Here is a 13,442-nt window from a genome sequence, read left to right on the forward strand (position 1 = left end):
GGAACCGGGGTGCAGCGCCCCGCGCTGCCTAGCCGAATTTGTCGAAGTGTATCCGGCCTTCCGGGACGCCCTTCTCGATGAGCTCGGCGGTGAGGGAGTTGACCACCACCGGCGCCCCGCACAGGTAGTACTCGTCGTCCGCGTGGCCCTCGAAAAATTTGCCGAAGAACACGAGGTCCATGCGCCCCCACTCGCCGCCCCAGTCCTTCTCCTCATCGGCCGACAGCACCGGGATGTAGTGGAACTTGGGGTTCTTCTCCCACTCTCCGATGTCCGTCTCGCCGTAGAGGTCCCCCTTCACGCGGGCGCCGAAAAAGAGAAAAACCTCCACCTCCGGGTCGCTCGCCAAAATGTCCGGGATCAGGCTGCGGAAGGGGGCCAGGCCGACGCCGGTGGCCAGGCAGACGGCGTTGCGCCCCGAATGGGCGTAGAGGAATTCGCCGTAGGGCCCGGAGAATTTCACCGGGTCGCCCTCCTTCATGTTGTGCAGGTAGTTGCTGGCGACGCCGAGTGCTTCGAGGCGCACGTTGAAGGAGACGGTCTCCCGCAGGCTGGGCAGGCTGGACATGGAGTAGGCGCGGTAGACCGCCTCACCGGTCTCGGGGTCCGGGGCCTGTATCTGGACGTACTGCCCGGCCTTGAACTTTATCTGCGGCGGGTCGCTGAGCCGGAAGGTCAGCTCCTTGATGGCCGGCGTCACCAGCTCGGCCCGCTCCAGCACCGCCTCGTACTCGCTTATTTCAAAATACTGCGACGGAATTTCGACCCGCATGTCGTTGCGGACCTTGACCTGGCAACTCAAGCGCACGTTCCTGGCCATCTCCTCGTCGGTGAGTACGATTTTTTCCGTGGGCAGGTACGGCCCGGCGCCCTCGGTGACCACCAGCTTGCAGTAGGCGCAGGTCCCCTTCCCGCCGCAGGCCGAGGGGATGAAGTACTTCTGCTGGAAGAGGGTGTAGAGGAGCGAGTTGCCGCCCCTGACCGAGAGCTCCTTGTCCCCGTTGAGGGTGAGGGTGACCTGGCCGTAGTCGGCCAAAAATTTGTCGGCCAGGGCGAGGATGAGCCCCAGGGCGAGGGCTATCCCGCCGATGACCGCCGCCGAGGTGAGGATGATGGGGAGCATATACCTCTAATACCGGCTGACGTGAGTTCTCAAGGCTCGGAGAAGACGACCGTCGTTCCCTCTGGTGGCTCCTCGCGGAGGGATTCGGCGATTTTTTCGAAGTCCGGCGCGTCGGCCGCCAGGACGCCCACCACCAGGAAAAGCCTACTCACCCCCGTGGTCTCCACGCCCTCGGTTTCGGCGAAGAACCCGCCGGTCTGAACCACCACCGAGTGGAGGGAGCCCGACATCCGCCCGGAAGTCACCGGCGCGCTCCAGCAGTGCCCCTCCACCGCGGCCGTGTCGTACTCGCCGCCGGTGAAGCGGTGCGTCACCGTGTACGCCACGTCACGGTCCACCCACTCGTCGCCGGAGACGCCGAAATAGACGTGAACCGAGTAGGGCTCCCGCGCCGGATCGTACTCGGGAACGGGCGGCAACTCGATCTCTATCTCGCTCCCGGCCTCCACCGGCCCCAGGGCGAGGGGGAAGACGTATCCCGCGGCGGGATCGCCGTCCAGGAGGGCCGCCTCTTCCCACACCACCCCGTCGAGGATGATGAAATCGTCGTAGCGTTCCAGGTACGCCGAGTAGTATTCATTCTCCAGGGAGGTCCAGAAGTCGGGGCCGCGCACGTCGGCCGCCGAGCCGAGAACCAGAAGCGTCACGAGAATGAGGCCGATTCCCCGCATGTTCCCTCCTAAGCCGCCCGGGCGCGCAGCCCACTCCCCCTCAACGCCCCGTCCCGGACGGTGCGGATGACGCCGTTTCCGCGGCGCCGCGCGCATCCGTAAACCGCCGCCTGAGAAAGTAAACGCTCATGCCGATCAGGTACACAGTGATGGAGGACACCACGAACAGCAAATAAGCCGGCTTGTAAACCCCCAGGCGGTTGGCGAAAAAGGCCGCCGCCTCGACCAGGGGCCAGGCGAGCAGGACGATGCCGGCGAAGGACCACCTTTCGCGCCGCACGTTATCGGCCGTAACCAGGGCCAGGGGCAAAATCAAGAAAATCAGGTAGGTAGGCCATGTCACCGCGTTGAGCAGAAATACGGCCAACAGAATCACGATGTACTCGTTGAGCCGCCGGCGCGGTTCGCGCGGTTCGCGCCGGAACGCGACCATCAGCGGGACCAGCAGAGCCAGGCGCAGCGCCTTATCTATCCAGGAGAAGACCGCCGGCGGGACGTTCAACAGGTTGACGCCGGGTGCCCCGGCCCCCTCCGGGGCGACCAGGTAGCGCGCCAGCGCGCCTGAGAGCGAGACGTTCTTGTCGTGATAGACCAGGTAGTGAACCCCTTGGCTGCCGAACATCGTCGGTTGGAGAAAGTTGACGTAATACTCGTTGTATAAGGCCAGCGTTCCATCCCATCCGCGGATCAACACCGGCAGCAAGCCGTTGAACACCAAGAAAACGATCACCGCGCCCACCGCGATCCTTGCGCGTTTGTGGAGCAGAAAGTACAGGACGAAGAGCGCCGGGGCGAGCTTCACCGCCACCGCCATTCCCAGGAGGATACCGGCGCTCCAATCCCGCTGTTTCTCCGCCATGACCAAGCCGCCCAGGACGAGGGCCATCAACAGGATGTTCGCCTGCCCGTAGATGAAGAGGTTGCAGAACCAGTAATGCGCCGTACACAGAAGCGGCAGGCCGATGACGACGAACAGGCGGCTCCCGACGAGCGCCGGATCGGCGTTGCGGAGCAGGCGGTAAACGAGGGACAGGCAGAGCAGCGTGAGACCGAGGTTGACGAGCCCAAAGGCGACGTAGAAGGCCGACGGGGGCAGCCATGCGATCAGACCGAGCAGGACGACGAACGCGGGGGGATATAAGTATCCCCACTGCCCGGGCTCGTAGACCCGCCGGCCGGCGTAGAAGTCGTTGGCGGCCCTGTAGAAGATGGACAGGTCGTTGTCGCTTCCCAGGTTCACGCGCACCAGGGAGGCCAGGCTCAGGTAACAGAAGGCGGCGACGGCTACGGCGCCGAGGATTATCCAGAGCCGGTAAATCGGTCTGACGCTCCAGGATTCCTTCACCCACGCCCAAATGTGGGCGAAGAGACCCGTCGCAGCCGAATCACCCAGTCGTCGTTCGACCATGCGTCACCTACGCCGTTGATTTGCCGAGGTCCCTTTTCCTCGCGGCTCCATCCTGGACCGTGCGGATGACCCAGATGTATGTCCCGAGCATGAAGAAGGCGCCGGGGGCCATGACCATTATCACCCACGGCTCGAATCCCGGCCCGAGGACCGGAATCCCCGCCAGCGTCCCGAAGCCCAGCAGCTCCCGGAAAATTGAAATTATCAACAGGCTCATGGCGTAGCCCAGGCTCACCCCGGCGGCGTCCAGAATGCTGGGCAGGGGCTTGTTGTTCGAGGCGAAGGCCTCGGCCCGGCCCATGATGATGCAGTTGGTTATTATCAGCCCCACGTACGGCCCGATGGCCTTGGAAACCGTTGGTACGAAGGACTTTAACGCGATGTCCACCATGATGACGAAGGCGGCGATGATGAGCGTGTAAACCGCCATGCGGATGCGCTTGCCGGTGACGTTGCGCACCAGGCTCACCAGAAACGAGCTGCACACGGTGACGAAGACCACGGCTGCGCCCATCGCCACGGTGTTTATCACCTGGTTGGTCACGGCCAGGGTGGAGCAGATGCCCAGGATCATGCGGAAGATGGGGTTGTCCTCCCACAGCCCCTTGACGAATATCTTCCAGTTTTCACCCTTCTTGGCCACGGGTCACTCCTCCATCTTCGGCGGGGTGCGGCTCCAGCCCATCAACGGCGCAGCTTCTTCGTAGAACACGTCCCACTGCCCGGTGTAAACCAGGTACCAGTCTCCTTTACCGGTGGAGAAGCTCAGCACCCGGACGGACGTCCCCGCCTCCAACACCCCCGCCTCGGCGGAACCCGCCTCCGGCAGACAGAGGAGGGTCAGCGGTTCGAGCAGCTCGCCATACGAGCCGTCCTCACACCGAACTTCGTAGAGAAGTCGGGTCAGGTTTACCGGGCTCCAGAAGTAACCCAGGGGCCGGGCGTAGTCGTTGCCCGGCGGGCAGTAGAGGGCGTAGAAGCCGGCCTCGGGAATCCAGCGGGCCTCCAGGTCCGTCGAGAACCACGTGCCGCCGGCGAGATAATCGGGCGGCGGCAGCGGGTGCCGCACCCAGTCCAGGGGACTGAGCCACTCGCGGGCCATCAGGATGTGGTCCGGCTCATCGAGGTAACTCATCACGGAGTGGTAGCGCATCACCTCCGGGGTCAGCTCCGCCCCGCCGCTGATGTAGAACCAGCGCCCGGTAGGTTCTTCCTCCCATTCGGGGATGAACGCCCATTCGGTGTAATCGTAGATGCAACGCAGACCGTCGCCGTCCCGGATAAAGCCCAACACACGCTGTTGGGTTGAGGGAGGCCCTCCGACCGGCCTGGGGGATGAAGAGCGCGCGTCCAGGGTCAGTTGCAGCTCGGCCGCCCCGTCGCCGTTGAAGTCGCCCGCCTCCAGGCCGTAGAGGCTCCAGTTGTAGTCCCAACCGAGATATCCGGACTCCTTCTCCCGGGCGATGAACTCCTCCGCGGGCACCTCCTCGACGCTCGTCCCCAGGAAGAAATCGGCCAGGCGCACCTCGGCGCTGAACGAGCCCTCGACCCGGAGCACCAGTGGCAGGTAATAGACGTAATCCGTATCGTAGTAGAACTGCTCGTACTCCGCGTGGATTTCCCCCGGCCCGACCCGGACCTGCTCCGGGGCGCCGTCGGAGTCCAGGTCCGCGGCGAGCGTGAGCTCCGGCTCGCCGAAGGCGTGCTCGACGACCAGGTGGCGTACGCCATCCTCCTCCCAGTAGTAGTTATCCTCCTCGGCGGCGACGTAGCCGCGGAGGTCGCCCGAGCGCACCTCGGCCCAGACGTAATCATCCGATGAGTCGTAATCCACCGCCCAGGCCAGAATCTCGACCCGGTCGCCCCGGTGGAGCAGGCCGATTTTGTTCCCGTCCACCGACGGTGCGTCGCGGACGTTGAGTGCGTCCACGTCCACCAGGGCGTACATCGGCTCCGGTTCCGGCGTTGAAATCGAATCGGCCCACCCCGGCGCGTCCAGGGCCCCGGCGGCCGCCGTCAGGCCGAGAACGATGACGGTCATCAATTTCACGGCGTCCCCCCCTTCGCCGCGGCGAGAAAGGCCGCGATGCCCTCGTTCAGCAGCTTTTCGAGCGATTTCGAGGTCTGGGTGGCCCCGGTGATGGCCGCCACCTCGTAGGGCTTGTCGGGGGCCTGGTAGGCCACGAGGCCCACGTAGCCCGGCGCCGGGCCCAGCGGCAGGTCGTCGAACTTTTGCAGAAACTCCGGCTCGGCGATCCGCCCCCCCAGCCCCGGCGTTTCCCCCTGCTCCAGGACCCGCAGGCGGTAAATATTTTTGTAATCGGGCGTCAGGGCCACCAGGACTTTAATCACGCTCCACAGGCCGCTCCCCGAGGCCTCGAACGCCACGCCCAGCTCCTTCCCCGCGTCGTCGTAGCCCCGGTAGAGCGTCATCCCGCCGGTCTGGTCCTTCTTGACGTGCTTGGAGTAAATTTCGTCCACCCGGGCGGGCGGGAGCTCCACCCCGGGGTCGGCCAGGCCGAAAACCTCGATGACGCGGCGGTTGAACAGGCGCGCCTTCTGCTCGTCTATCACCGGCTTGGTGTAGGCGTAGAGGGCGGTCAGGGCCGAGGCCACCAGCACCGAGGCGGCGACGAGGAAGAGGACCATGAAGGGCCGCGAGTCTTTATTGAAGGGCATGTTGTTTTATCACTACGATGTTGTACGAGTAGAACTGATAGTCAGGACCAGAATACAGATTCCCGGATGATGTCCGCCTCTGTTTTCTACCTTTCTCTTGATGCTGCTTAAGCACATCCTTGTATTGCTTATAGAGGCTATCCGAAAGACCAATCAACTTTATGTCTGTAAATGACAGCAGTTCAAGCGTATCTAACTCCTCTCTGACATCGTATATCTCCCCGTAGGTTTTATTTATCCCTTTTTTGTCCGCCCAACTGGAGACGATATAGAACTCCCAACGCTCGTACAGACCGTAATAGGACCAGAAGGCGGCCTCGACGGGAATGCTGTGCTTGAGTAATGCCTTGACAATTATCGAGCCTTCCTCCCGATACTCCTTTACCAGAATGTTCTCAACCATGATAGAACTCCATCGTGAGGATGTGTCACTGCCTCGAAAAGGTCTTCAGCTTCGTTTTTACTTTTCGTTGGCTCATACCTCGAATCAGGTTTCCATTTTTTTACTGTAGCCAAATATATCGCTGTCTGGTTATTCGCTGGTCCCTCTCCCAAAGCTGCTTTATCGAATAATTTATCGAAATTATGGGTCCAACTTGCATCCACACGTTCTTTCTCTGGGAATTCGTGTCGCCGGGTTCGTTTAGCAATTACAGCCTTCAGGGCACATTCAACGGCATACCCTATCAAGTAATAGGCACCGACGTATCTTCTAGCTTCTAACAAAATCTGAGCATCTCTTACGCGATCAAGTGCCATTTGTTTTAAATCACTACTCATTAGTAGTGTACCCATATCAAACTCCCCTCTTTCTCTTTTGTCGTTCCTTAATAAGCGAGTCCACCAGCGGGGTGAAGGTGTTGGCGAAGAGGATGGCGAAGAAGACGCCCCCGGAGAAGCTCGACGCCGCTCGGATGATTACGACCAGAACGCCGATGAGCGCGCCCATGAGCCAGCGGCCGCCGTTCGTGGCCGGGGCGCTCACCGGGTCGGTGGCGAAGAAGAGCGCCCCGAAGAGGAGCCCCCCGCCGGCCAGGGTGAACGGAACGTCCGGGACGAAACCGGGCCAGAGGAAATGAAGCACGAGGGCGGCCAGCGACGCGGCGCCCAGGACCGCCAGCGGCGTGCGCCAGTTGACGATTTTCCGCGCGAGGAGGTAAATCCCCAAGAGGACGAGGAGAACCGCCGCCGTCTCACCCATCGCCCCGCCGGTGTCCCCCCAGAGCATCGGCCCCAGCGGCCCCTGGACGCCGGAGCCCTTGAAGGCCGCCAGGGGGGTGGCGGTGGTCACCGCGTCGGCCGCGGTCAGGTCGGGGGCCCAGCGGGCGAACCCCCCGATCCCGCCCCAGAACGGCTTCCACCAGTAGCCGGCGAAGTACGTCGGGAAGCTGATGGTCACGAAGGCCCGCCCGACCAGCGCCGGGTTGAAAACATTGCGCCCGAAGCCCCCGAAGACCTCCTTCCCGAAGAGCTGCCCCACGGCCACCCCGATGACCACCAGCCACCAGGGGACGTGCGCCGGGAGGGTCAGGCCGAAAAGAAGCGCCGTAATCCAGAAGCTGGGGTCCATGGGCCGACGGCGGACGATGGAGAACGCCGCGGCGGTGACCCAGCCCACGGCGTAGGCCAGGGCCAAAAGGAAGGCGCAGCGCCAGCCGAAGAGATAAACCGAGGTGAGCGCGAGGGGGAGGAAGGCCCAGGAGAACTTGGCGTGGAGCGGCAGGGGCTTGGTCCGGCCCCGGAAGAAGGGCAGGGCGTGGAGGCTTCCGCGCGCATGGTCCGCGAGAGAGGGCTTCGTAGCGTCCGCCATGCCTCCGCCCGGGGAAGGGTTGGAATCAGTTTAAGCTAGGAAAAAAACGGCCCCTTTGTCAAGCTCGCAAACCCGAACCACCGGGGGACGGGACCCGCGGACCCTCGACATAAACCGACCCCCGCAGGCCCGAACCACCGGGGGGCGGGCGCGTCACGCCTCGGTTTCCCCGACACCCTCCGGCTCTTCCCCCTCCAGATCCGGCTTGTTGAAGCGGAGGGTGAAGGTGGCGCCCTTTCCGGGAGTGGAGGCCACCAGGACCTCGGCGCGGTGCAGCCGGGCCACCTGGGCCACGAAGGAGAGACCGAGGCCGGTGCCGCCCACGTCCCGCGCCGCCTTCGCCCGGTAGAACTTCTCGAAGATGTGCTCCCGCTCCTCGGGCTCGATCCCCGGCCCCTCGTCGGTCACCGACACCTCCACCGCCCGCTCGAGCTCCCGGACGGCCACGGTCACGTCGGTCCCGGCGGGGGCGTACTTGACGGCGTTGTCCAGCAGGTTCGCCAGCGCCCGGCTGACCAGGTTCACGTCGGCCAGGACGGCGCTCACGGCGGGGGGACGGTCGAGGAGGAGGGTCTTGCCGGCCTGGTTGGCGGTTATCCGCCCCAGCTCGATGACCTCCTCGGCCACCGCGCAGAGGTCCACGGGGAGGAACTGGCCCCGCCGCCGGCCACTCTCCAGGCGGCTCACGTCGAGGAACGTCTCGATGAGCTTCAACAGCTTGTCCGTTTCGGCGGCCAGGTGCCCCACGTACTCCAGGCGCTCGTCCCGGGAGACCTCCCGGTCCGCGAGGAGCTCGGCGAAGCCGCGGATGGTCCCCAGCGGGCTCTTCAGGTCGTGGGACAGGATGTGCATCACGTCGCTCTTCATCCGGTCTATGCGGGCCAGCTCGGTGATGTCGGTGAGGGTGACGACGAAGCCGCGCAGGCCGCGCTCGTCGGCCAGGGGGGCCACCGCAAGAAGGAAGGTCATCCCCTGGATTTTCACCGTGTCGCTGATGGCCCCGTCCACGGCATCCACCAGGAACTGGCGCAGGTTCTGCCCCGGCATGAGGGAGTATATGCTCTGACCCACCGTCTCCTTGGGTCCACGGGTCCCGTCGCCGTCGGCGAAGAGCTCCCGGGCCGCGGTGTTGGCCAGGCGGACCACCCCGTACACGCTGGTGAGCAGGATGACCTCGGCGGCGGCGTCCAGGACGTGCTGGAGCGTGAGCCGGCTGGCGGCCAGGTTCTCCTCCAGGTGGGACAGGATGTCCAGCTTGGCCTGGGTGTGCTCCCGGGTGAGGGTGGCCAGGGGCCAGGCGATCTCCCCGCCGGCGGGGCGGAAGATGCGCTTGAACTGCTGCGCGCCCGCGGTCAACAGCGCCACCTCGTTCACCGATGGGGTCCCCGAGTAGAAGAGGCAGAGCTCGGTCCCGGCGGAGTTGTCCCGGTACGTGCGCAGCGGCGGCTCCGGCTCATCCTCGGGGTTGCCGACCTCGCCCTGCCGGAAGAGCACCTTGCCCGTTCCGTCGCGCAGCAACAGGCCGTGGAGCCCCAGGGTGTAGGTGAGGCTCGTGGCCGCCTCCGCGGCGCCGGTCACCGGCTCCTCCCGGGAGAGCTGGTCGGAGAGGAGCAGCTCCAGGTCCATGAGACGCTTGTCCAGGGCCCGGTTGACCGATACGAGCCGGCCCAGGCTGGTGAACAAAAACGCCAGGGAGCCCGCCAGAAGGCCCGACACGACGGGGAGTAAATGGTTCGCCAGGGCGAAAACGGCCCCGGCCGCGAGGGGGTAGCCGACGACGAAACCGATGAAAACGACGATGGAGATTTTCGGGCGGAAGCGGGCGAAGAGGTCGCCTGTCACCGCCGCCAGGACCAGGGACAGGACGATGAGGGCCCAGCGCGGCCAGACGGTGGGCTCGTCGCCCTCCAGAATCGTAGCCGCCGCGTTGGCGTGCACCTCCACCGCCGGCATGGGCGCCCGCATGGAGAAGGGGGTGATGACGGCGTCGTGCAGCCCCTCCGCCGAGGCGCCGAAGAAGACCAGCTTACCCTGGAACCACTCCGCGAGCTGGGCTTCGTCGGAGCGCAGGACGGCCACGGCGCTGTACGTCGGGAAGGTGCCCGTGGGGCCCCGGTACGTGATGTCCAACCGGTCGCTCTGGCTCACCCCGGATTCGAGGGACGCGGACAGCGGTTCGAGCCTCCCCCCGCCGAAAGCGGTGGCGGCGGCGGCGGAGAAGGCGGGGTATGAAAGGCCGCCGTAGCTCTGGTAGGCGTACAGTGTGCGGTAAACGCCGTCCAGGTCGGGAACCAGCGCCACGTGACCCAGCGAGTGGGCCTTGGCGGAAAAGGGCGCCGCCGGCGTCAGCCATCTGAGCGGCTGGCCGGGAATCGGGGAGAGGTACACCGGTAGAACGGTGACGCCCATGCCGATGGCGTCGGCCAGACGCTCGTCGGAGGCCGGGTTGTCCGGCTCCAGGAGGGCCAGGTCCAGCGCCAGGCAGGCCGGATCCGCGGAGTGAATCCGCTCGACGAGCTGCGCCAACAGACCCCGGGGCCACGGGTAGCGCCCCAGCTCCGTCAGCGAACGCTGGTCAATGGTCACCAGGGCGATTTCGGGATCGGGTTCGACCGGTCCCCGCAAGCGGAACCGCAGGTCCCGGGTGCCCACCTCGAGCCGGTCCAGGAGGCCGGCGGCGCTCAACGCCGCGGCCACGACGCCGGCCAGGAGGCCCACCGTGAACCCCCAGGAGAGGAACCGCTTTTTCTTCCCCCGATCCGCGCCGTTCATCGCTTTCTCGTCGTTTTCCATCCCGACCCGCCGTCGAGGCGCAGGGGGTAACCACCCGATTCCATTTTAGCACAGCGCGCCGGCGACGTATTTCCTTGACAACGACCACTTTTTTTCCTAGCTTAGTGCATGGAGAAGTCCAGCGCTGAAATCCTTCCCGGAAGGTCGTACGGTGTTGACGTATACCCTGTGGGTGCGCCCCCACCGGTCAATGACACATTCCCTTGGGAGTAACATGAAAAAGATAGCCCTTATTTCGATCCTTCTCGTCTGCGCCGGGGCGGCCATGACACCGCAGGAGGCCGGTGGGCTCGTCATCGAGCGCGATCTCGGCGGCGTCACCGAGGCCAAGAGGGTCTACGTGTACCCCGAGAACCTCTCCGGCGGCGAGATCGAGTTCTGGCACCACTCGATCACACTTCCCGACGAGTCGGGGTACTTCGTCTTCGTGGACGATTACCCCGCGGCCAACTGGGAACACCCCGCCCGCGCCTTCTTCGTCACCGAGGACGGACGGATCACCATCTGGGACGTTTCCACGCCCCCCAAGTACCTCCAGGACGACCTGGTCGAGCTCACCGACGGCAGCATCTACGACGGGCTCATTCACACCGAGTACCACATCCCCACCTTGGAGGAGGTCCAGCCCACCCGCGAGTACCTGGACAAGATAATCCCCCAGCCGGATGAGCGGGCCGGCGTGCGCTACGCGTTCCTCATGAGCGGCGGCGCCAACCAGGGCAACAACCACATCCGCTACTGGAACGACATGGCCTCCATGTACTGGACGCTCATCAACATCTATGGCTACGACGAGAACGACATCTTCGTCCTGATGTCCGACGGTGACAACCCGGGCGTTGATCGCTCCGACGGCACGAACTCGCCCCTGGACCTCGACGGCGACTCGGACGACGACTACCACGACCCCTGCACCCGGACCTACGTCTTCCAGTACTTCAACGACCTCGAGGCCCTGTTGACGTCCGAGGACAGCCTCTTCATCTTCACCACCGACCACGGCGGGAGCGGTTCCTACCTCAACCTGTGGAACTTTGAGTCGCTCTGGGACTACGAGTTCGCCGACGAGCTGGACGACATCGCCTTCTCCCAGTGCATCATCACCATGGAGCAGTGCTACTCCGGCGGCTTCGTAGACGACGTGGACGATATACCCAACGTGGTCATCTCCACGGCCTGCTCGGCCAGTGAGTCCTCCTGGGCCATGCCTCCCAACTACTACTACGACACCTACGTGTACTTCTGGACGGCGGGCGTAAACGGTGAGTTCCCCGGCTGGCCCGTGGACATGGGCGGCGGGACGGCCGACGCCGACTCCGACGACGACGGCACCGTGACCGCGCACGAGGCCTTCATCTACGCCGAGGCGGAGGACTTCTCATCCGAAACGCCGCAGTACTGCGACGTCTCCGGCATCGGCGAGGAAATCAGCCTCTGGGGCGGCGGGCTCGGGCCCCGCATCCGCATGACATCCTACGAGGTGCTGGGCGACGAGGGCGACGCGCTCCTGGTTCCCGGCGAGGATGCCGACATATCCCTCACCCTGAAGAACACGGGCGGCGAGACAGCCACCAATGTGGTCGCCGTCCTCTCCTCCGATGACACCGACATCGAGGTCACCGTGGACGAGATTGACTTCGGCGACCTCGATCCCGACGAGGAGACGGAGGGGCCCAACCCCTTCGAAATTACAGTTTCCAGCTTCGCCGACGATCCCGGCGTCTACTACCTCGGCTGCGATGTCACCGCGGACGGCGGAATCCAAGAAACCTTCACCATCATGGTCACCGTGGGTTCCGAGTTCGGCTTCTTCGACGACATCGAGGACGGCGAGGGCGACTGGGCCCACTCGGGTGACGTGGACCTGTGGCACATCGAGGACTACCGCGCCCGCTCACCGGAATATTCATGGAAGTGCGGCGGCGAGGATGACGGGAACTACGAGCCCAACATGGACTGCTACCTCTACTCCCCGATGATTCTCGTCGGTCTGGAAAACCCGCAGCTCGACTTCTGGACCTTCTACAAAATCGCTCCCGGAGGCGACGGCTGCAGGCTCGAATTCGGCGACGACGCCCGTACCTGGGAGGAGCTGGAGGTGTACTACGGCACCCAGCAGGATTGGCTGCAGGAGACCTTCGACCTCACCGACTACGCCGGCGTCATCGGCCAGTTCCGCTTCAACTTCTTCTCCAACGGTTCGACCGAGCGCGAGGGCTTCTACTTCGACGACTTCGAGGTCTCGCCGCCCGACGTGGGCATCGCGCTGGTTGATTTCACCGTCGGGTCCACCGACGCGGGAGCCCTGGTGTCCTGGACCCCGGGCGACGGCGACACCACCGTCGGATTCAGCATTTACCGCCAGGACGGCGTTCTCGTTGACTCCATGGTCCTGGCGACCGGAGACCGCAACCCGCTGGTTCCGCTGAACTCCACGCCGATTCCCGGCGGCAGCTCCAGCTACCGCTACCTGGACTCAGACGTGACCTCCGGCGGCGACTACCTCTACTACCTCAAGGCCACCGACTCCGACGGGACCCTGTCCCTCTTCGGACCGGTCGAGTTCCACTACGACGCCGAGGCCGGCTCGCGGACGACCAAGTTCGACGCGCCATTCCCGAATCCCGCCTCGGGCGAGGTGACCTTCGCCTTCAGCCTCGCCGTTGACGGCCGGGCCTCCCTGGCGGTGTACGACCTCGCCGGGCGCCGGGTGGCCACGCTGGTGGACACCGACCTCGTCGCCGGGCGGCACGAGATAGGCTGGGACGCCTCGGGTATCGCCTCGGGCGCTTACATCATCCGCCTGGTAACCGAAGGGCGCACCCTGAACCAGCGCCTGGTCATCAGCCGGTAGCGGCGCGGCAATTGCAGATAAAACGGAACCCAGTACGGGTTCCGTTTTTTTCTTGAAATTCTTGTGAATGTGGTATAATATTTACCACAGACACTTGAACAGAC

General features: G+C 64.4%; 11 protein-coding genes. 1 reads left to right on the top strand and 10 read right to left on the bottom strand.

What is annotated here, in order from left to right; genetic code table 11:
* Positions 1–28: 28 nt before the first annotated feature.
* The 10 genes from VM054_03885 to VM054_03930 all read right to left on the bottom strand — a co-directional run bounded on the left by VM054_03885 (position 29) and on the right by VM054_03930 (position 10,484).
* A complete protein-coding gene (locus VM054_03885) occupies positions 29–1,123 on the bottom strand; it encodes an FAD-binding oxidoreductase (protein ID HUT98195.1) in 1,095 nt (364 codons plus the stop codon).
* A 29-nt stretch (positions 1,124–1,152) separates the two neighbouring features.
* Complete coding sequence (locus tag VM054_03890; protein HUT98196.1) at positions 1,153–1,794, bottom strand: hypothetical protein; 642 nt, start codon at positions 1,792–1,794, stop codon at positions 1,153–1,155.
* 40 nt (positions 1,795–1,834) lie between these two features.
* Entirely contained in the window at positions 1,835–3,202 is a 1,368-nt protein-coding gene (locus VM054_03895) for a glycosyltransferase family 87 protein (GenBank protein HUT98197.1), read from the bottom strand.
* A gap of 7 nt (positions 3,203–3,209) precedes the next feature.
* On the bottom strand, positions 3,210–3,845 hold the full coding sequence (gene rsxE / locus VM054_03900) for an electron transport complex subunit RsxE (protein ID HUT98198.1): 636 nt from the start codon (positions 3,843–3,845) through the stop codon (positions 3,210–3,212).
* 3 nt (positions 3,846–3,848) lie between these two features.
* Complete coding sequence (locus tag VM054_03905) at positions 3,849–5,243, bottom strand: SH3 domain-containing protein (protein HUT98199.1); 1,395 nt, start codon at positions 5,241–5,243, stop codon at positions 3,849–3,851.
* Between the two features lie 5 nt (positions 5,244–5,248).
* Positions 5,249–5,881 (bottom strand): FMN-binding protein, encoded by a 633-nt coding sequence (locus VM054_03910; GenBank protein HUT98200.1) that lies wholly within the window; start codon positions 5,879–5,881, stop codon positions 5,249–5,251.
* Positions 5,868–6,284, bottom strand: coding sequence for a hypothetical protein (locus tag VM054_03915; GenBank protein ID HUT98201.1), 417 nt, complete (start codon positions 6,282–6,284; stop codon positions 5,868–5,870). Before VM054_03915 ends, VM054_03910 begins: the two co-directional genes overlap by 14 nt.
* On the bottom strand, positions 6,263–6,676 hold the full coding sequence (locus tag VM054_03920; protein ID HUT98202.1) for a HEPN domain-containing protein: 414 nt from the start codon (positions 6,674–6,676) through the stop codon (positions 6,263–6,265). The genes VM054_03915 and VM054_03920 overlap by 22 nt, the downstream gene beginning before the upstream one ends.
* Before the next feature lies 1 nt (position 6,677).
* Entirely contained in the window at positions 6,678–7,691 is a 1,014-nt protein-coding gene (locus tag VM054_03925; GenBank protein HUT98203.1) for an RnfABCDGE type electron transport complex subunit D, read from the bottom strand.
* Positions 7,692–7,844: 153 nt separating this feature from the next.
* Complete coding sequence (locus tag VM054_03930; GenBank protein ID HUT98204.1) at positions 7,845–10,484, bottom strand: CHASE2 domain-containing protein; 2,640 nt, start codon at positions 10,482–10,484, stop codon at positions 7,845–7,847.
* Positions 10,485–10,698: 214 nt separating this feature from the next.
* Here VM054_03930 and VM054_03935 point away from each other — a divergent pair, with 214 nt between their 5' ends.
* Complete coding sequence (locus tag VM054_03935; GenBank protein ID HUT98205.1) at positions 10,699–13,338, top strand: C13 family peptidase; 2,640 nt, start codon at positions 10,699–10,701, stop codon at positions 13,336–13,338.
* Positions 13,339–13,442: the final 104 nt, after the last annotated feature.

This window comes from bacterium (genome assembly GCA_035528375.1).
Taxonomy (GTDB): domain Bacteria; phylum RBG-13-66-14; class RBG-13-66-14; order RBG-13-66-14; family RBG-13-66-14; genus RBG-13-66-14.